This is a genomic window from Sandaracinobacter sp. (assembly GCF_041909755.1).
Lineage (GTDB): Bacteria > Pseudomonadota > Alphaproteobacteria > Sphingomonadales > Sphingomonadaceae > Sandaracinobacteroides.
Genome location: NZ_JAYRCW010000057.1, coordinates 1 through 16,827, shown reverse-complemented (window position 1 = coordinate 16,827; position 16,827 = coordinate 1). Strand labels below are relative to the sequence as shown.

General features: G+C 64.8%; 18 protein-coding genes and 2 tRNA genes. 7 read left to right on the top strand and 13 right to left on the bottom strand.

Annotation, left to right across the window (positions count from 1 at the left end; translation table 11 throughout):
* On the top strand, positions 1 to 485 hold a 485-nt coding region (locus ACE3O8_RS08980), incomplete at its 5' end, for a hypothetical protein (protein ID WP_374388935.1).
* Between the two features lie 9 nt (positions 486 to 494).
* On the opposite strand, the gene ACE3O8_RS08975 is transcribed toward ACE3O8_RS08980, so the two are convergent.
* Positions 495 to 839 (bottom strand): hypothetical protein, encoded by a 345-nt coding sequence (locus ACE3O8_RS08975; RefSeq protein ID WP_374388933.1) that lies wholly within the window; start codon positions 837 to 839, stop codon positions 495 to 497.
* 69 nt (positions 840 to 908) lie between these two features.
* Between ACE3O8_RS08975 and ACE3O8_RS08970 the strand changes: the two genes are divergently transcribed.
* The gene (locus ACE3O8_RS08970; protein ID WP_374388931.1) at positions 909 to 1,289 is read left to right on the top strand and encodes a hypothetical protein; all 381 of its coding nucleotides are present in this window, start codon (positions 909 to 911) and stop codon (positions 1,287 to 1,289) included.
* A gap of 140 nt (positions 1,290 to 1,429) precedes the next feature.
* Here ACE3O8_RS08970 and ACE3O8_RS08965 read toward each other — a convergent pair.
* The 4 genes from ACE3O8_RS08965 to ACE3O8_RS08950 all read right to left on the bottom strand — a co-directional run bounded on the left by ACE3O8_RS08965 (position 1,430) and on the right by ACE3O8_RS08950 (position 6,697).
* A tRNA-Leu gene (locus ACE3O8_RS08965) sits at positions 1,430 to 1,514 on the bottom strand.
* A gap of 93 nt (positions 1,515 to 1,607) precedes the next feature.
* Complete coding sequence (locus ACE3O8_RS08960) at positions 1,608 to 2,768, bottom strand: tyrosine-type recombinase/integrase (RefSeq protein WP_374388929.1); 1,161 nt, start codon at positions 2,766 to 2,768, stop codon at positions 1,608 to 1,610.
* A gap of 245 nt (positions 2,769 to 3,013) precedes the next feature.
* Positions 3,014 to 6,355 carry a carboxypeptidase regulatory-like domain-containing protein gene (locus tag ACE3O8_RS08955; RefSeq protein WP_374388927.1) on the bottom strand — a complete coding sequence of 1,114 codons (3,342 nt, stop codon included), beginning with the start codon at positions 6,353 to 6,355 and terminating at the stop codon, positions 3,014 to 3,016.
* A 267-nt stretch (positions 6,356 to 6,622) separates the two neighbouring features.
* Positions 6,623 to 6,697 (bottom strand) — tRNA-Val (locus ACE3O8_RS08950).
* A 60-nt stretch (positions 6,698 to 6,757) separates the two neighbouring features.
* On the opposite strand from ACE3O8_RS08950, the gene ACE3O8_RS08945 reads away from it, so the two are divergent.
* Complete coding sequence (locus tag ACE3O8_RS08945; protein WP_374388925.1) at positions 6,758 to 7,948, top strand: serine hydrolase domain-containing protein; 1,191 nt, start codon at positions 6,758 to 6,760, stop codon at positions 7,946 to 7,948.
* Between the two features lie 27 nt (positions 7,949 to 7,975).
* Here the strand turns inward: ACE3O8_RS08945 and ACE3O8_RS08940 are convergent, their stop codons facing one another.
* Positions 7,976 to 8,275: a YciI family protein gene (locus ACE3O8_RS08940; RefSeq protein WP_374388923.1), complete on the bottom strand. Its 300-nt coding sequence runs from the start codon at positions 8,273 to 8,275 to the stop codon at positions 7,976 to 7,978.
* 167 nt (positions 8,276 to 8,442) lie between these two features.
* On the opposite strand from ACE3O8_RS08940, the gene rpmB reads away from it, so the two are divergent.
* On the top strand, positions 8,443 to 8,733 hold the full coding sequence (gene rpmB / locus ACE3O8_RS08935; RefSeq protein WP_374388921.1) for a 50S ribosomal protein L28: 291 nt from the start codon (positions 8,443 to 8,445) through the stop codon (positions 8,731 to 8,733).
* A gap of 19 nt (positions 8,734 to 8,752) precedes the next feature.
* On the opposite strand, the gene ACE3O8_RS08930 is transcribed toward rpmB, so the two are convergent.
* Complete coding sequence (locus ACE3O8_RS08930; RefSeq protein ID WP_374388919.1) at positions 8,753 to 9,793, bottom strand: esterase-like activity of phytase family protein; 1,041 nt, start codon at positions 9,791 to 9,793, stop codon at positions 8,753 to 8,755.
* 115 nt (positions 9,794 to 9,908) lie between these two features.
* Here ACE3O8_RS08930 and ACE3O8_RS08925 point away from each other — a divergent pair, with 115 nt between their 5' ends.
* A complete protein-coding gene (locus ACE3O8_RS08925) occupies positions 9,909 to 10,445 on the top strand; it encodes a glycine zipper 2TM domain-containing protein (RefSeq protein WP_374388917.1) in 537 nt (178 codons plus the stop codon).
* Positions 10,446 to 10,457: 12 nt separating this feature from the next.
* Here the strand turns inward: ACE3O8_RS08925 and ACE3O8_RS08920 are convergent, their stop codons facing one another.
* The 3 genes from ACE3O8_RS08920 to ACE3O8_RS08910 are packed head-to-tail and all read right to left on the bottom strand — an operon-like array spanning position 10,458 to position 13,561.
* Positions 10,458 to 11,747, bottom strand: a complete 1,290-nt coding sequence (locus ACE3O8_RS08920) for an RsmB/NOP family class I SAM-dependent RNA methyltransferase (protein ID WP_374388915.1) — start codon at positions 11,745 to 11,747, stop codon at positions 10,458 to 10,460.
* Positions 11,725 to 12,693: a zinc metalloprotease HtpX gene (htpX, locus tag ACE3O8_RS08915; protein ID WP_374388913.1), complete on the bottom strand. Its 969-nt coding sequence runs from the start codon at positions 12,691 to 12,693 to the stop codon at positions 11,725 to 11,727. The genes ACE3O8_RS08920 and htpX overlap by 23 nt, the downstream gene beginning before the upstream one ends.
* A gap of 31 nt (positions 12,694 to 12,724) precedes the next feature.
* Entirely contained in the window at positions 12,725 to 13,561 is an 837-nt protein-coding gene (locus tag ACE3O8_RS08910) for an SDR family NAD(P)-dependent oxidoreductase (protein WP_374388911.1), read from the bottom strand.
* Between the two features lie 53 nt (positions 13,562 to 13,614).
* On the opposite strand from ACE3O8_RS08910, the gene ACE3O8_RS08905 reads away from it, so the two are divergent.
* Entirely contained in the window at positions 13,615 to 13,764 is a 150-nt protein-coding gene (locus ACE3O8_RS08905; protein WP_374388909.1) for a DUF1674 domain-containing protein, read from the top strand.
* A gap of 160 nt (positions 13,765 to 13,924) precedes the next feature.
* Here the strand turns inward: ACE3O8_RS08905 and ACE3O8_RS08900 are convergent, their stop codons facing one another.
* The 3 genes from ACE3O8_RS08900 to ACE3O8_RS08890 are packed head-to-tail and all read right to left on the bottom strand — an operon-like array spanning position 13,925 to position 16,127.
* Positions 13,925 to 15,088 (bottom strand): aminotransferase class I/II-fold pyridoxal phosphate-dependent enzyme, encoded by a 1,164-nt coding sequence (locus ACE3O8_RS08900; RefSeq protein ID WP_374388908.1) that lies wholly within the window; start codon positions 15,086 to 15,088, stop codon positions 13,925 to 13,927.
* The gene (locus ACE3O8_RS08895) at positions 15,085 to 15,618 is read right to left on the bottom strand and encodes a DUF177 domain-containing protein (RefSeq protein WP_374388906.1); all 534 of its coding nucleotides are present in this window, start codon (positions 15,616 to 15,618) and stop codon (positions 15,085 to 15,087) included. Before ACE3O8_RS08895 ends, ACE3O8_RS08900 begins: the two co-directional genes overlap by 4 nt.
* Positions 15,615 to 16,127 (bottom strand): ubiquinol-cytochrome C chaperone family protein, encoded by a 513-nt coding sequence (locus ACE3O8_RS08890; RefSeq protein ID WP_374388904.1) that lies wholly within the window; start codon positions 16,125 to 16,127, stop codon positions 15,615 to 15,617. The genes ACE3O8_RS08895 and ACE3O8_RS08890 overlap by 4 nt, the downstream gene beginning before the upstream one ends.
* Positions 16,128 to 16,349: 222 nt before the next feature.
* Here ACE3O8_RS08890 and ACE3O8_RS08885 point away from each other — a divergent pair, with 222 nt between their 5' ends.
* Positions 16,350 to 16,742 (top strand): outer membrane protein assembly factor BamE, encoded by a 393-nt coding sequence (locus ACE3O8_RS08885; RefSeq protein ID WP_374388902.1) that lies wholly within the window; start codon positions 16,350 to 16,352, stop codon positions 16,740 to 16,742.
* Positions 16,743 to 16,827 lie beyond the last annotated feature (85 nt).

Below are 16,827 nucleotides of genomic sequence, written 5' to 3'. Positions count from 1 at the left end.
AGCACGTTGCCAGTGCGACACGAAAGGAGGACGGCAAGGCAAATCGCAACCAAATTATTCGGCTTCTGTGTTCCAATAGAAAGAGCAATAGCCAGTTGGGGTGGCAGCGGATGGATCAGTGGGTTCCCGCTACAGACTTTATAGCTGCTGATGTGATCCGTTGGACGGAAGGCATCTATGATCGCCGCAAGCGCGGCAAGGCGCTGCGCATTGGCGAGCGGCTGATTGCCGCCGAGGTTATCGAGCGCGGCAAAGATGGCTGGGTCAAATTGCTGGTGCGTGCCAGCACCATCACCAAAGATGAAGTGGCCGGTAGGTCTATCACCCTGTTGAAACCGGGCGAGGCTTTGCGTCGTGGGGAAAAGACGATCTTGAGAGGTAAGCCGCAGCGATTGCTTTGGGATGATGAAACAGCCCGGCAATCGGTGGTGAACGGGAGTTCACGGGGTTCGCGGTATATCAGGAAAGACGACGACGAAGGATGAAGGGGGCACTCAACCGTTAGGCATCAATGCCAAGGCCACGCAGTCATCCTGCTTTTCAAAGAAGCGATCTGTAATGATCCCGAAAATGCGCGCCTCTATCTGTTGATCCCTCGCCCACGCCTTGAAGTTTGAAAAGGCTTCGGAATCAAGAATACTGACAGGTGCCGGTATGACAATGTATGGCTTGTTCTCGGCCATGCAAAAAGCGATGGCATCGACAACCTCACCCTCGCGTATTTTATCGAAGTATGCGACTGCCTTCTCTTCATTCTTTTGCAGGACAGCACGGATGTCCAGTTCTTCGGCCTGAATGCGCGGCTCAATTTTATCGATCCACTCTGCGCCCAAGGTCATGAATCTAGCCTCCCCACTTTGAACGTGATAGACACGCGGTCACCTTTAGATGGTATAGGGGTGGCGGATATGAAGCAATTGGTAGTTGCCGATATCGCGGGGAGCAATGACCTTCCGCATATTGATGATGTTGCACCAATGAACGATAAAGACATTCCTTGTATCAATGAGTTAAGGGATGTCCTGAAACGACATGGAGCACTGGACCGTTTTGGGATTACGCTTTTGCATAAGCACTTCGACATAGAGCATGACGAGGTTCTTGTTGAGCGAACTGACGAAGCCAGCAAGGTTCAAACCATCAGGCCACACAGAAAAGCTGACCTCGATACCTGCATTCAGCAGACGGCGTGGCGGCTTTCCGATGGTGCGGCGGTGATGGGATGTTACACCGTGTGCATTCGCGATTCCGATAGGGGTTGGCACCGCTCACACGTTACATCGGGGTAGCAAGTGCGATGGCCGCTCCCGTTCGGGAGCTAAAGAGGCCACCGGCCCTGCCTGTTCAGGCTGGGCCTTCGCGAAAAAGGGCAGACGCCGGTTAAGCTGATCTGCCCTTTGCGCACCGTTCGGTGCTGCTTTTCAAAAGATGGTGCCGGTGGTCGGACTCGAACCGACACTCCTTGCGGAACAGGATTTTGAATCCAGCGCGTCTACCAATTTCACCACACCGGCAAGCGGTTGCGCATATGCTGTGTGGCGATGCCTGCGTCAACCGTGAAGATGCTGATTTGATACCAAATCAGCGATTCCGTCAATATCACAAAGTTACCGTTTAGGTCGGCGTGTATTAATTGCGGATGCGTCGATCATATCCTTGATATGTGAAGCATAGAATTTCTCGATCATTTCGACGCTGGTGCGACAATTCTTAGCGACTTGGTAAATGTCTGCACCTTCGATCAGGCGGAAAGAGATATACGTATGCCGAAGGCTGTAGGCTGTGCGGGGATTGCCTTCGCGATCTTCCTTCATCCCGAGTTCGTCGAGGATGGTGTTAAACAGCTCACGCTGTATCTTAGGGAAAATGAGGTCTTTTGATCCGAGGGAGTGTCGGCTGACCATGCGCTGGAATGGCAGGACCGCCCCAGGCATGGTTTTGCAGTAGCCGACACCACGCTTACCACGCACGGAGATGTGCAGGATTTTCTCGCCCTTGCGACCTTCGGCGGCGATCTCCACGTCGCGCACCTCGATGCGCTTGGCCTCGTCGGGACGAAGGCCGCTGTTCACCATGAACAGCACATAGTCGTGGAGGTCTTCGCAGGCCGACCGCCACCGCTCCTTCTTCGGGTTCTTCGCCCGTTCGCCGGTGGCTTTGTAAAGCTGCTTATATTCCTCGGGTGAAAACCACGCGCGGTGCGCGATTTTACCGGAGGTTTTATAGGGAGCAGAAATGTCTGGCAGGTAAGACAGCCAGCCGTGACGCTGCGCTGTTTTCAGGACGTGCCGTAGGGTGATGATTTCCGAATGGATGGTGGAGCGCGATGGGCGCTTGGGCTTGCCCTCTTTATCGAGGCGTGAGGTCATACGGTGGACGCGATACTCTTGCACAAGGCCGGGCGTGATCTCTTCCACCATCTTGTCACCAAAGAATGGGAGCAAATGGACACGGAGGCGGATGCCGTGGCCTTCGACATATTTGGCGTTGCGTTCACCTTCGGTGATGATGGTGTATTCCTGAAGGAAGTGCTGGGCGGCTTTCTTGAACGGTGTTCCGTCCCTGATTTCGCCAGCACGGTATTTGCCCATCAGCCCGAGATACCAGTCGCGGGCGACGTCCTTGGCTCGGGCTAGGCTCTCTTCTTTCGTGGATGTGCGCATCTGCTTGCCTGCGATTGAGCAGGAGCATTGCCAGTGCGGACTGTTGGTCCGCATGTAGAGCTGAACTTTTCCATCAAGAAACTTGTGGCGGGCTGTATCCGTCATGGCTGACACCTCGTGAGCAAAATTGTGCTAGATGTGCGCTAGGCGTCCATCTTTCTATTTTGCCACTAACCGACTGATTTTACTACATTTATATCATAACTTGTTGATATAAATATGCTTTTGAGTCGCACGCGTCTACCAATTCCGCCACGGGGGCAGCGGGTGCCGCCTGCTAGCGGCACTTCGGGCAAAAGAAAAGGGCGGCACCCGAAGGCGCCGCCCCACTTTCCCGGCAATGTCCGCGATCAGAGGCCGCGGAACTGCAGGCGGACCCCGACGCGGATCTGCCAGATCGAGATGTTGGTGTAGTTGGTCAGGCTCGGGTCGCGGAAGCCCGAGTAGCGGTACTTGGCGCAGGCCTGGCCCGGGCCGGTCACGGCAGAGCCATTGGCCTGGAGGCACTGCACGTTCACGATCTGGGCGCGATACGGGAAGGCCACCTGCCGCAGCGAACCCCAGTCGCTGTTGATCAGGTTCAGCACATTCTCCATGTCGCCGAACAGTTCGATCTTGCCGCCCAGGAAGAAGGGAACTTCCTGGCTGATGCGCAGGTCCAGCTTGTTGAACCGGGGGCTCTTGCCCAGGTTCTTCGGCGCGATCTTGCCCTGATAGCCATCGAGCGAGCCGTTCTGGATATAGTTCTGCAGCGCCGCGAAGGTGGCCGGGGTGTCATAGCTCACCAGCGGATCGGCATCGATCGAGGCAACGACCGGCACATACATCAGCTGGCGGCCGTCGTTCCCCGTCACCCCGAACACCGCCGAACGGCCGGCCGTGCCGACGTCGGCGAAGGTGTGGCTGTAGCGCTGGCCGGCGCGGCTGTTGAAGAACAGCTCGAAGCGGCTGACGTTGTCGCCGAACAGCTGCGTGTCATAGCCGAAGCGCAGGCGCCAGGCGTTGTCGATCTGGTAGTTCGACGTGCCATAGGCTGAGTTGTTCGGATCGAGCGAGCCGACCGTGTTGTCATAGTTGGAGAAGGCGACCGACGAGGTGCCGGGGTTCACATCCTTCACCCGCTGCCAGGTGTAGGCGCCACCGATGGAAATCCCGTTGTCCCAGCTCTTGTCGAAGCCGGCGGCGATGTTCCAGCTGTAGCCCTTGTTGGTGTTGGTCAGCAGGATGTCGGTGTTGGTGCCGGAGGCGACATTATAGCCGTCGTAGCGCAGGCGGCCGTCGGGCAGCTTGCCCTGCACCGGGTTCGCCACCGAGCGCAGGTCCGTCCAGGTCAGCGCGTTCTTCACCCGCGACCAGATCACGCTGCCCGTCAGGTTCCAGTCGTCACCCAGCGGCCCCAGGTTCGCGGCATAATCCAGCGTGCCCGAAACCCGCCATTGCGACGGAACCTCGAAGTTCGGATCGAGCGCGTTGGTCGGCGCGACAGACGAGCCCGAGGTGGCAAGCACCTGATCCAGCACATCCGGAATGCCCGTTCCGCCCGAGACATTGTTCAGCGTGGCAGCCCCGATCTGGTTCTGCTGCGCCGCCGTCAGGCCGGTCGCGCCAGTCACCGTGTAGGTATCGGTGCCGGTGCGGCGAACAGTCGCCACGCCCAGCAGCGGGCCGGGGTTGGAATAGCTGTTGGAAATCCAGACGTTGGGCGAACCGCCGCCGAACAGGCCGCCGGACGCACGAACGCGCAGGCGATCCGATGCGCGCCAGGTGAGGCCGAAGCGCGGCTGCAGAAGATCGCGACCGTTCAGCGTGGAGTTGTTGGTGAAGCCCCAGCGGTTGACGAAGTCCTGGTTGAACACCGGGCGGTCGTTCGTCTGGTAGAGATCATAGCGGAAGCCGTAGATCAGGGTCAGGTCGTCGTTGAACTCCCACGTGTCCTGAACGCCGAAGGTGAACACATTGTTCTCGAACAGCGCACGGACGCTGTCGATATTCCCCTGGATGGGGGAGCCATAGACCAGCTCGTTGGCGCGGCCGGCCTGAAGATCGGCGATGGAGTCGAAATACCACTGGCCCGACACGCGCTGGGCGAACAGGTTGTTCATGTCCTGGCCGCGGCGTTCCGCGATCAGCTTCACATCATGCCCGTTGCCCTGGATCCGCGCCTGCAGCTCGATGCCCAGCGTCTTCACGAACAGTTCGTTCGCCTGCCGCGAAACGTCGGGACCGAACTGGATGCGGCCCGTGCCCGAAGGACATTGCAGCAGTGCCGTGCCCGTCTGCCCGACATTGTCCGGCGACAGGCAGACCTGGAACTGGCCGAATTCCCGGCCGTTGAACGGCACCTGCAGACGCTTGTAGTCGTTGTAGGAAATACGCGCCTGGGTCGAGAAGCTGTCAGACCATTCGCTGTTCAGCTGGAACACGCCATAATGGTTGATCGAGCCCTGGTCGTAATTGTTCGACTGGAGCGCCAGCGTCGGGTTCGTCGCCGTCACCTGGTTCGCGCCCGTCAGGCCCGCCAGCAGGTTGCCCTTGTTGTAGATGTAGGTCGCAGCCGCCCGGTGCCGGTCGGAAATGTTCCAGTCCAGCTTCACGACCAGCTTGTCGTCATTTTCCGGCACGCCGGAGGCGACGTCCATCGTGTCGTAGTTGTAGACCGTGTCAGCGATGCCGGACACCTGATCGATCTGCGCGCGCGTGATCGGCAGTTCGTTGGCAAAGCCTTCGCCGGTGGGGCCGGTCAGCGACGGGGTGGTGTCGCGCAGACGCTCCCAGGTGACGGCGAAGAACAGCTTGTCCTTGATGATCGGGCCGGTCACCTGCGCGCCGTAGATCTTGGATTCGAACTCCCGATCGACGGAAACGCCGCGCGTCTTGCTGCCGGCGAGGCTGTCCGACGAATAGGTGAAGAAGCCGCCGATATCGAAATCATTGCCGCCGGACTTCAGCACGGTGTTGACCGCGCCGCCCTGGAAGTTGCCCTGCTGGATGTCCACGGGCGCGGTTTCCACGGTGAATTCCGCAATGGCGTCCAGCGGAACCGGGCCGCGGGCAGAGGCGAGGCCGCCGGATTCCAGGCCGAACGGATCGCCGAAGGCCATGCCGTCCACCGTGATGCGGTTGAAGCGGTTGTTCTGGCCGGCGATGGAGATGGCGCCGCCGTTGGTGCCATCGAGGTTCACGAACGGATCGCGCGCGGCAAGGTTGCGGATGTCGCGGTTGACCGAGGCGATGCCGGCGATCTCTTCCGCGTTCAGCGAGGTGGCGGGGCCGGTGGCAATGGCGATGGACGAAATGGTGCGCTGGGCCGTCACCTCGATGGTGGCCGATTCACTCACCAGAACCACGGCCAGCCGCTGCGGCACGCCGGCCTGAATCTGCGGAACGGTCGCCTTCGCGGTGTCGAAGCTGGGCGCCGTCACCTGGATGTCGAAGGGGCCGCCGACGCGCAGGTTGGGGGCAGTGAAGCTGCCCGACGCATCGGTCGTCTGCACCGAGCGGGTGCCCGACGGCACGTGCGTGATGGTGACGGTTGCACCCGGCAGCGGGTTCCCGGATTCGTCCTGGACGTCACCGCGGATGGTGCCGGTCACTTCCTGGGCATAGGCCGAGGTGGCGGCAAGGGCGATGATGGAGGCGGAAGCGCCGAGGCGAAGACCCGCCCAGACGAGAGTGGAAAGCCGAAGTGCCATGCGAAGAGTACCCCTTTTGGCAGTTAAATCAGTGGCTTGCGAACATCTTGCCGGTGTTCAGCGATGATTCACGCGCGTTCGAATGCTTTGGAGTCGCGTGGCGACCCCTGATGTCGCCGCATTGGCGGTCTTATATGACAGTTTTGTTGCAGTTGAAGGGCTGTGGCGTGAAGCCTGCCGCTTCGCGGGCGGATTTGGCGAGCTGTTGCAGTGCAGCAACAGGTTTTCACGGCCATCCCGGCCCGCATGCGCGCCGGCCCCGGGCGATGGTGGGTGGTGAGGGTTTCGAACCCCCGGCCCTCTCGGTGTAAACGAGATGCTCTACCGCTGAGCTAACCACCCCCTTGCGCGCAGTGGCCGCCCTGCTACGCCAGTCTGGCCGAGGGATGCAAAGGGGAAATGATGCCGCTGGACCGTGACCGCCTGCAACAGATCGACGGGTTCCTGAAGGCCGCCTATCTGGATACCGGCCGCCTGCCGTGCGCGCTGCTGCGCGTGATGCACAAGGGCGAACTGGTGCATGAGAGCATCCAGGGCCATGCCGACGTGGCGGCCAGCCGCCCGATCGACCGGGACACGATCTTCCGCATCTATTCCATGACGAAGCCGATCGTCTCCATCGCGCTGATGATGCTGGTGGAGGAAGGCCGGCTTCAGATCGACGACCCGGTGCACCGCTACATCCCGTCGTGGAAGAATTTGCGCGTCTATGAAGGCGGCACGATCAAGACCGGCTGGAAGACCGGCGCGCCCCGGCGGCCGATGCAGGTGATCGATCTGCTGCGCCACACCGCCGGCCTCACCTATGGCTTCCAGCTGAACACCAATGTCGACGCGGCCTATCGCCGGCTCGGCATCGGGGAGATCGAGAAGGGCGACATGACGCTGGAGCGCATGATCGAGCTTCTGGCCGAACTGCCGCTGGAATTCTCGCCGGGGGACTGGTGGAACTATTCCGTCGCCACCGATGTCGTCGGCTGGCTGGTGCAGGTGATTTCCGGCATGCCGCTGGAGGAATTCCTGGCAAAGCGCATCTTCCGCCCGCTGGGGATGGTGGAAACCGGCTTCCATGTCCGCGAAGGCCAGGGCCACCGGCTGGCCACCTGTTACCAGCCGAATCCCAAGGGCGGGATGACGGTGCAGGACCAGGCCGAGACATCGTCCTTCCTGAAACCGCCCAGCTTCGTGTCCGGCGGCGGCGGGCTGGTTTCCACGGCGGACGATTACATGCGCTTCGCCGAGGCGCTGCGCACGGGCGTGCCGCGCCTTGTCGGCCGCAAGACGCTGGAATTGATGACGGCGAACCACCTGCCCGGCGGCAAGGATCTGCCGCAATTGTCCCGTTCCGCCTTTTCAGAAGCCGCCTATGAAGGCGTGGGCTTCGGCCTGGGCTTCGCCACCACCACCGCCGTCCACAAGACGATGATCGCCGGCAACAATGGCGACTATTTCTGGGGGGGCGCCGCTTCCACCTTCTTCTGGGTGGATCCTGCGGAGGACCTGTCGGTGCTGTTTCTCACCCAGCTGATCCCCTCCTCGACCTGGCCGGTCAGGCGGCAGCTGCGCTCGATGATCTATTCGGCCGTCGTTTGATCAGGCGTTTGATCGGCCGACCGATCGTCAGTCGATCCGAGGCAGCACCTGGCGCCAGGCCGTCACGGCCACGCTGGAAAACAGGCCGGCGCGGGCATAGGGATCCTCTGCCGCGAAGCTGACGGCCGCCTTGCGGTCCGGAAACTCCACCAGCAGCATGGAGCCGATCGGCGCCCCTTCCTCATCCAGCAGGGGGCCCGCCAGCACCACCTGGGAAATGGCGGATTCCAGATAGGCCAGATGGTCGGGGCGCGTCGCGGCCCGCAGCTCCCGCTGCATGGGCTTGTCGATACAATGGATTGCGAAGACCGGCACGCGACGGTTCATGGCATGGCGAAACGCATGGGTCTACCCATCATCGTTAATCGGTGCCGGCGGCCGCAAAGCTTGACTGTGCGCTGCCCCGCAGTTATGGCGCGCGCTCGTTTTTTCGGCGGGCCAATCTGGCTGCCACCGGATTCTCCGGCATCCGAATCTATCAAGGGACGTTCACTATGTCGCGCGTTTGCGAGCTTACGGGCAAGGGCCGCCAGATCGGCCACAATGTCAGCCACGCCAACAACAAGACGAAGCGCACCTATCTGCCCAACCTGCAGAATGTGACGCTGATGTCCGATGCGCTTGGCCGCTCGGTTCGCCTGCGCGTTTCCACCCACGGCCTGCGCTCGGTGGAACATGTTGGCGGCCTCGACAACTGGCTGCTGAAGACCAGCGACGACGACCTGAGCCTGAAGGCCCGTCGCCTGAAGCGCGACGTGGCGAAGAAGGTGGCCGAAGCCGCCTGAACGCTGCCCCGACGCGCCGTCAGGGTTGGCCCGGCGGCGCGGGGAGCAGTTCGAACTTCAACAGAAGCGTGCGTTGCAACGCGTTGAAGTTGTTGTCTGACATCAGATAGACAAATCGACGCTCGCCGTCCCTGCGGATGGCGAGCGCTTCCATATTGTCCACATTCAGCGGCGGGCGAAGGCGGGCGATCTCGCGTCCTTCGATCCGTCCCGCCGCCGCCGTGGGAATCTCTGCCTCCGACAGGATGGCCGAAACGCCTTCCAGCGGCGTGAAGCGGCGATGCAGGATCAGAAAGCTGTCTCTGCCATCGGCGCCCAGCTTCGCCATCGCGGTCGGCTCATATCCGGCAGGCGGCGCCCACAGGAAACCCTTGGCAAGCTGCGCGGGCGCACCCGAAAGGCCGATGCGCGTTCCGCCCGGCCCTTCCGCCCCTTCGGCGATCACCAGCAGTTGATCCTGCCGCGCGGCGATCGCTTCCGCCCCGCCATTTTCCGGCCAGCTGGTCATGTCGCCGGGCGCAATGGCCTTGTCGGGCGACGAGGCCAGCGATTCGGGGCGGCAGGCAGACACTTCGGCAAAGCGTTCCAGCCGGTGATCCTGTTCGAACGACACCCAGCTGCTGCCATCGGCCAGCCGGGCCAGACCCTCGGCATCAGCGGCGCGCTTGCTGACCGGCACATTGCCGTCCGGTCCCTTCAGCGGTGCGATCCATGCCGCCGAGATGCCCTTCAGCTGCCCATCCTGTTCGTCGGGCTCCAGCACGATCCAGCTTCCGGCGTCCGTCACGGCCAGCAGGCGGTTGCAGCCTTCTTCCCAGATCATGTCCGAGATGCCGCCAAAGCGCATGTTCTTCGCCGACAGCACAAGCCCGCCCATGTAGCGGAGCCGCCCGGCCCGATCCTGCGCCGGATCGGCGTTGCTGAACGGAACCGAGGCCGACGCCACCTCCAGCGGGCTGACAGACCCCGCGCCGAGCGCCGGGCCGGCGAAATAGAAGCCGAGCGCGCCGCCGAACGCGAGCGCCCCCGAGGACATGGCGAGACGAAGAATCGGGTTCATCGGCACGACCTAGCAAGTTGGTTCGAGCCTGTCTGTGACATGAATGGCGACTTCAGCTTCGTGCAAGCGCGAATCGGTGACTGTGCGGCATCGAACGGGAAAGGGATGCCCAATCATGAAGACCGGACTCGCACTGACCGCCGCGACGATCGCCACCCTGGCCCTTGGCGCCCCGGCGCTCGCCGATGACAACCGGTGGGATCGCAAGCATGATCGCCGCGAATGGCGGGACGACCGGAACGATCGCCGCGAGCGCGCCGACGCCTATTCGCAGGGTTATCGGGACGGCGTGCGGGCGGAAAACCGCCGGGATCGGCAATATGCGCAATATGGCCGCTATCGCGGCCCGAACAGCTGGCAGCCCTATTCCAACGGCAGCCGCTGGGACCAGGGCTATCGCGCCGACAATTACCCCGTCTATCGCGGCGCCTCCGTCCGCGGCTCTCAACCCTATTGGTGGGGGTCGAACGGGCAGGTTTACTGCCGGCGTCAGGATGGCACCGCGGGCCTTGTGGTCGGCGCGCTGGCCGGCGGCACGCTGGGCAACATGATCGCCAAGCAGGGCGACAAGACGCTGGGCAGCGTGATCGGCGGAACACTGGGCGCGGTGCTGGGCAACGAGATCGCCAAGGGGAACGCCCGCTGCCGCTGATGCGGCGGCGCCCTAATCCGGCTTTCGCCAGCGTGCGATGAAGAATCCGTCCGCCCCGCCCGCTTCCCCCCAAAGCGACGGCAGGGTCCGGACGAAACCCCCGGCCGACGGCGACAGCCCGGCCGGGAGATCGCTGGGCTCGACAGGGTCGGGCACCAGGCCCGCGGGAGGGGACGCCCCCTCCCCTTCCGCGGGTTCCAGCGAACAGACCGCATAGACCAGCCGCCCGCCGGGCTTCAGCCAGCCCGCCGCCCTGTCCCTGAGGTCCGCCTGGAGCGTGGTCAGCGTGGACAGGTCGAGATCGTCCTTCAGGTAGAGAAGATCCGGATGTCGCCGGAATGTGCCTGTCGCGGAACAGGGGGCGTCCAGCAGGATCGCATCGAACGGCGCATCGGGCTGCCAGCTCCGGGCGTCCGCCTCCACGATATCGGCTGACAGGCCCGTCCGCTCCAGATTGGTGCGCAGCCGCTTCAGGCGGGACGCGTTGATATCGAGCGCGGTGACATCCGCGCCGGCGCTGGCCAGTTGCATCGTCTTGCCGCCGGGCGCCGCGCACAGATCCAGCGCCCGCTGCCCCGCCACATCCCCCAGCAGCCGCGCCGGCAGGCTGGCGGCGATATCCTGCACCCACCAGTCACCGTCGGTGAAACCGGCCAGCTGCTCCACCTGTTGGGAGCCTTCCAGCCGGACATGGCCGGGCATCATCGAGGTTCCGCCAAGCCGTTCGCACCAGGCCGCCGTGGCGGCGGAATCGCGCAGGCAGAGGTCTGTCGGCGGAATTTCGGCGAGGCGCTGGGCCGCAGCCCCGGCCTCTGCCGCGCCCCAGCTTTCCGTCCAGCGGGCGGCCCAGCCGCCGGGCAGCGCCGGTTCGGGCAGCTGCGCGCGGGTGCGGATCAGGGTGGAGAGAATGCCGTGCGCCAGCCGCCTCGGCCCGCCTTCCAGCAGGGGCAGCGCGGTGGCGATTCCGGCGTGGGCCGGCGTTTCCAGCACCAGCAGCCCGGCCAACGCCACCCGCAGCACCTGCCGCGCGCGGGCATCGGGGGGCAGCGGCTGCCGGGTGGTGCTGTCGATCAGGGCGTCCAGCCCCGGCAGATGCCGGAGGACGCCGCCCGTCAACGCCCGGGCCAGGCCCCTGTCGCTGGGGGACAGCCCCTTCAGCGCCGATTCGAGCTGCCCATCCAGCGGGCGCCCCAGCACGACGACCGCATGCACGAGGCGCACGGCCGCCTTGCGGGCGGCGAGGCCCGGCACATCTGCGACGCCGACTGCGCGCGTCCGGTCAGGCCCAGGGATTGCGCCCATCCCGGTTGTTGGCGCCCCGATCGCCGTTCAGGCCCAGCGCGCTCGGCTTGCGGCCTTCCGGCTGGTCGCGCACCGGCCAGGGGCTGGCCGCCGATGCATCCAGTTCGGGCAGGGCGGATCCGGCCATCGCCTCCAGCGCGGCGATGCGGTTTTCGGCGGCTGGGTGGGTGCTGAACAGGCTGTCGCGGACTCCGCCAAGGCCGGGGGCCACGATATAGAGCGAGGCGGCCGCCGGATTGGCTTCGGCCACGGGGTTGTGGATGCGCTGCGCCGCGCCCTGCAACTTGGCAAGCGCCGACGCGAGTTTCATCGGCTGGCCGGAGATTTCCGCGCCCATGGCATCCGCCCCATATTCACGGGTGCGGCTGATCGCCATCTGCACCAGCGCGGCCGCCAGCGGGGCCACGATCATGGCGATCAGCGCGACAAAGGCGTTCGACTGGCCGTTGCCCCGGTTGCCGCCGAAGAAGAAGGCGAAATTGCCCAGCATGGAAATGGCGCCCGCCAGCGTCGCCGTCACCGTCATCACCAGCGTGTCGCGGTTTTTCACATGCGCCAGTTCATGCGCCATCACGGCTGCGATTTCCTCGCGGTCCAGCATCTGCATCAGGCCGGTCGTGGCGGCGACGGCGGCATTTTCCGGGTTGCGGCCGGTGGCAAACGCGTTGGGCTGCGGCTGTTCCACGATATAGACGCGGGGCATCGGCAGGTCCGCCCGCTGCGCCAGCGGCGCGACGATCTGGTGAAGGGGATGATCCGGGCCGACTTCCTGCGCCCGGTGCATCCTGAGCACCATCTTGTCGCTGTTCCACCAGGCGAAGATGTTCATGCCTGTTGCGAACAGCAGCGCGATCGTCATCCCCGGCCGGCCGCCGATCAGGAAGCCGACGCCCATGAACAGTGCCGCCATGGCGGCCATCAGCATGAAGGTCTTGGTGCGGTTCATGGGGAGCAACATGGCCCGCACGGCGAAAAAATCAACGGTCGGCCCCGCCCAGAAAGCTGCCGATCCGCTTCCAGTAGCTGACGGGGAAGATGCGGACCATCCAGTCGATGAAGCGGGCGTCCGGCCCGATCAGCACGCGGTGCTGCCCCTTTTCCATGCCGCGAATGATGATTTCGGCGGCCGCGTCGGGCGTGGTGCGAACCGCCTTTTCGAACTCGGCGGCGCTGTCGATCCCTTCGGGCGTGCCGGGCATATGGGCGATCACCTTGGAATTGCGCGCCACATTGGTGCCGACGCCGCCCGGATGCACGCGGATCACGCTGACGTTCGGATCCGTCACCTGCAGTTCCAGGTGCAGCGCCTCTGTCAGGCCACGGACGGCGTATTTGGACGCGTTGTAGGCGCTTTGCGTGGGATAGCCCATCATCCCGAACACGCTGGAAATGTTCACGATCCAGCCGCTGCCCTTTGCCGCCGCGCGCGCCTTCACATGGGGCAGCGCCTGCCGGCAGCCTTCGACGACCGCATCGAAGTTCACTGCCATCACCCGGTCGAAATCGACCTTCGGGCAATCCGCAAAGGGGGCGACGACCGACAGGCCAGCGTTATTGATGATGCCGTCCAGTCCGCCGAACTCGGCTGCGGCGCCGTCGATCCAACCCTTGAGCGCCGCATGGTCCGTCACGTCGAACGCCCGGCTGCTGTGCGGATAATTGCCCAGCAGGCGCGCCGTTTCGGACAGGCCCGCCGCATCCTTGTCGGCCAGCGCCACGGTCGCCCCCCGGCGCGCCAGCCCCAGCGCCAGCGACCGGCCGATGCCGCTGCCCGCGCCCGTTACGGCGATCACCTTGCCCTTCAGATCCGGCATGCAGCCTCCCCGCGCTCTTCGGTTTGTGTTCCCGCCATGCTAGGGCGGCGGGCATGACCGATAAAGAGGCCCCCAAAAAGAAAGAGGCACGAAAGGTGCCGCAAACCGAAGCGCCGCAGCCGACGGAAGTCGGCGGCCGGAAGGGGCCGGAACCCACCCGCTATGGCGACTGGGAAAAGAACGGAATCTGTTCGGATTTCTGAGCCGGACGCCCGCCCGTTTCGTTCAGCTTTTCCCACTTTTCGCACCAACCCACGCGCGGGGACCGCACGGCCCGCTTTCACCCGTTTCGGAAGCCAGCCGTGCGGAAGGAAGCGCCATCCCCCTGCCCTGCCACGGGCCGGCCGCTGTAGGACAGGCCCGTCAGCCCAGCGCCTTGCGGGCCGCTGCCAGCCGGTCCAGCGCCGCCGCGATGGTGCCCGGGGCCTTGGCATGGCAGAAGCGGACGACATTTGCGGGCGCGCCGGCGGTTTCGAAGAAGGCGCTGACGGGAATCCCTGCCACCCCATGCTGGTCCACGATGCGGGTGCAGAAGTCCACGTCGGTCAGCGCCAGTCCCGACGCGGCGAGATCGATGGAGAGAAACCAGGTCGCCTCTGACGGCAGCACCGCATAGCCCGCCGCCGTCAGCCCGTCGGCCAGCCGGGCGCGGCCCGCTTCCACCTCTGCCCGCATCACGGGCAGCCAGCCGCGTTCATCGTTCAGCCCGAAGGCGACCGCATCCTGAAGCGCCGGCGGCGTGGTGAAGGTGAGATACTGGTGTGTGGCCGCGATCCGCGCGGCAAGCGGGGCGTGGGCCAGCGCCCAGCCCACCTTCCAGCCCGTGACCTGAAAGATCTTGCCGGCCGAGCCGATCTTCACCACGCGGCCCGCCAGCGCCGGATCGGCGGCAAGGCTGACATGCGGGCGCGACCCGGGGCGCACCTCTTCCCACACCTCGTCCGCGACGATCAGCAGATCATGGGCGAGCGCGACATCGCGGATGGCGGCGCGTTCCCCATCGTCGAGCATGCGGCCGGTGGGGTTCACGGGATCGTTCACAAGGAGCAGGCGGGTGGCGGGCGTGATCGCCGCTTCGAGCAATTCCCGGCTGATGCGCCAGCCGGGCGGGGACAGGCGCACGAACTGCGGCAGCCCGCCGGCCCGGCGGACCAGAGGCGCATAGGCATCATAGGCCGGCTCGATCACGATGGCCCCGTCGCCCGGCGACAGAAGCGCGAGGATCGCGGCGGCCAGCGCCTCTGTCGCGCCGCTGGTGACGACGATGTCCGTGCCCGGATCGAAGGCCGGACCCTGCGTATCGGCATAGAAGGCTGAGAGCGCGGTGCGCAGGGCATCGGTGCCGCGCATCCGGGGATATTGATGCGGGCCTTCCAGCATCAGGCGGGCGGCTTCGGCCCGGACGGACGCGGGGCCGGCGGCATCGGGGAAGCCCTGGCCGAGGTTGATCGCGCCTGCCGCAACCGCCTTCGCGGACATCGCCTCGAAGATGGTGGTGCGGACCGGGATCGGCCCCGCGCCCGTCATTGCGGGCGGAGCTTCGAGAAGGGATTGGCCGCCTTCTTGTCGGCTTCGGCCTGGGCCTCGGCCTCGGCCTCGGTCGTCAGGTGGCGGCGGGCCTGTTCGACGACCTCGTCGGGCGCGCGCGGCCACGGATCGAGCGCGAGGGCGAGGGACTGGGCGACGGCTTCGCCCAGATCGATCGCATCGCCGTCCGTCGGCAGCACGTCGAGCGCGTCGGATTCAAGCTCCAGCTCCTCTCCGCTCTCGTCCGCCGGTTCGAAGCGAAGGGCCAGCTCTTCTGCCACATGGGCTGGCACGGGTTCGCCCGACACCACGCAGGTCTGCACCACGTCTGCCACCATCCGGCCTGTCAGCGCTGCGCCGTCGCGGCTGCGGCTGACATCGAGCCAGGCTTCCAGCCGCCCGATCGATTGCAGCCCGAAGCGCGCGGCAAGCGCCGCGCGGGCGGCTTCACCGGCGACCAGATGATGGGGCTGCGGCCGGGGCGACAGCTTTGCCAGCGCCACGACATGGGAGAAATCGCGCGTCGTCATGGGATGCGCCCTTCCAGAAGCTGGGGAACAGGGGTTGCGCCGATCCGGGCGGACAGGTCGCGCACCGCGTCGGCGAGCGCCTCTGCCGCGCCGTCTTGCGCTTCGCCGCGATAGACATTCCGGGCCAGCGCATCCGCCAGCGCCTGCGGCGGGGCCGCCTCTGCCAAAGCCTCGCGATAGGCGCCGAGACGGCCGCCGAGCGCCCCCATCATGCGGCCCATATGCTTGCCGATCACCATGTCGCCGATCCCGATGTCGCGCAGGGAGCCATCCATATCCTCAACGAATCGTTCGGTGAGGGCCGCCTGTTCCCGGCGAAGATCCAGCCTTTCCAGCCGGATGAGGACGAGGCTGGTGACGAGGGCGACCATGTCGAAGCGGCCGTCGATGCTGTCTGCCACCTGGTGGCGGGTGTAATAGACGGGGTCGCGCGCGGTTTGCGTGATCCAAGCCCACAGCGGCGTGAGCGGCGGGGCGGGCGGGTTCAGCAGGCGCTTCAGAAAGGACATTCACGGGTTCCTGGGCCATGCGGGGCGCCGGGCCCATGCGACGAGCCGACGCCCGCTTGCTTGCAAGGGCGGCATCGGCAGCGCATATGACGCCGCGAGACGCCGCTATCAAGCGGCAGAGATGTGATGCCCGGAGAGCCGATGCGCCGACCCTTTCCCAGACAGGCCCTTTTCCTGCTGCCTGCCCTTGCCCTGTTCGCCACCGGTTGCGCCAACCGGCAGATGCAGAACAACCAGGGTTATATCGCGGACGAGGAACTGGCGAGTTCCGTGCAGCCGGGCGTGGACAACCGGCAATCGGTGGAAAAGGCGCTGGGCCGCCCCACGCTGGAAAGCCAGTGGGATCCCAATGTCTGGTATTATGTGTCGCGCAACACGCGGCAGCTGGCCTTCGCCCGGCCGGTACCCAAGGATCAGCGCGTGATCATCGTGCGCTTCGCCGCCGACGGATCGGTCGCTTCGGTGGACCGGCGCGGGCTGGAGCAGGTGGCGAACATCAGCCCCAACGCCGACAAGACGCCGACGCTGGGCCGGGAAGCGACGCTGCTGGAAGACCTGTTCGGCAATATCGGCACCGTGGGCGCAGCGCCCGGGGGCGGAGGCGGGCCGCAGTAACGCGGCCCGGAATTGCCGCTGCAAACGAAAGGGGCCGGAGGATCTGAGCCTCCGGCCCCTTCGCTTTCCGGTTACGGCCTCAGCC

Bases quoted from the DNA above. Each gene is read 5' to 3' on its own strand.
- ACE3O8_RS08975 (WP_374388933.1), bottom strand. From the start codon at position 839: ATGACCTTGGGCGCAGAGTGGATCGATAAAATTGAGCCGCGCATTCAG.
- ACE3O8_RS08970 (WP_374388931.1), top strand. From the start codon at position 909: ATGAAGCAATTGGTAGTTGCCGATATCGCGGGGAGCAATGACCTTCCG.
- ACE3O8_RS08960 (WP_374388929.1), bottom strand. From the start codon at position 2,768: ATGACGGATACAGCCCGCCACAAGTTTCTTGATGGAAAAGTTCAGCTC.
- ACE3O8_RS08955 (WP_374388927.1), bottom strand. From the start codon at position 6,355: ATGGCACTTCGGCTTTCCACTCTCGTCTGGGCGGGTCTTCGCCTCGGC.
- ACE3O8_RS08945 (WP_374388925.1), top strand. From the start codon at position 6,758: ATGCCGCTGGACCGTGACCGCCTGCAACAGATCGACGGGTTCCTGAAG.
- ACE3O8_RS08940 (WP_374388923.1), bottom strand. From the start codon at position 8,275: ATGAACCGTCGCGTGCCGGTCTTCGCAATCCATTGTATCGACAAGCCC.
- rpmB (WP_374388921.1), top strand. From the start codon at position 8,443: ATGTCGCGCGTTTGCGAGCTTACGGGCAAGGGCCGCCAGATCGGCCAC.
- ACE3O8_RS08930 (WP_374388919.1), bottom strand. From the start codon at position 9,793: ATGAACCCGATTCTTCGTCTCGCCATGTCCTCGGGGGCGCTCGCGTTC.
- ACE3O8_RS08925 (WP_374388917.1), top strand. From the start codon at position 9,909: ATGAAGACCGGACTCGCACTGACCGCCGCGACGATCGCCACCCTGGCC.
- ACE3O8_RS08920 (WP_374388915.1), bottom strand. From the start codon at position 11,747: ATGGGCGCAATCCCTGGGCCTGACCGGACGCGCGCAGTCGGCGTCGCA.
- htpX (WP_374388913.1), bottom strand. From the start codon at position 12,693: ATGAACCGCACCAAGACCTTCATGCTGATGGCCGCCATGGCGGCACTG.
- ACE3O8_RS08910 (WP_374388911.1), bottom strand. From the start codon at position 13,561: ATGCCGGATCTGAAGGGCAAGGTGATCGCCGTAACGGGCGCGGGCAGC.
- ACE3O8_RS08905 (WP_374388909.1), top strand. From the start codon at position 13,615: ATGACCGATAAAGAGGCCCCCAAAAAGAAAGAGGCACGAAAGGTGCCG.
- ACE3O8_RS08900 (WP_374388908.1), bottom strand. From the start codon at position 15,088: ATGACGGGCGCGGGGCCGATCCCGGTCCGCACCACCATCTTCGAGGCG.
- ACE3O8_RS08895 (WP_374388906.1), bottom strand. From the start codon at position 15,618: ATGACGACGCGCGATTTCTCCCATGTCGTGGCGCTGGCAAAGCTGTCG.
- ACE3O8_RS08890 (WP_374388904.1), bottom strand. From the start codon at position 16,127: ATGTCCTTTCTGAAGCGCCTGCTGAACCCGCCCGCCCCGCCGCTCACG.
- ACE3O8_RS08885 (WP_374388902.1), top strand. From the start codon at position 16,350: ATGCAGAACAACCAGGGTTATATCGCGGACGAGGAACTGGCGAGTTCC.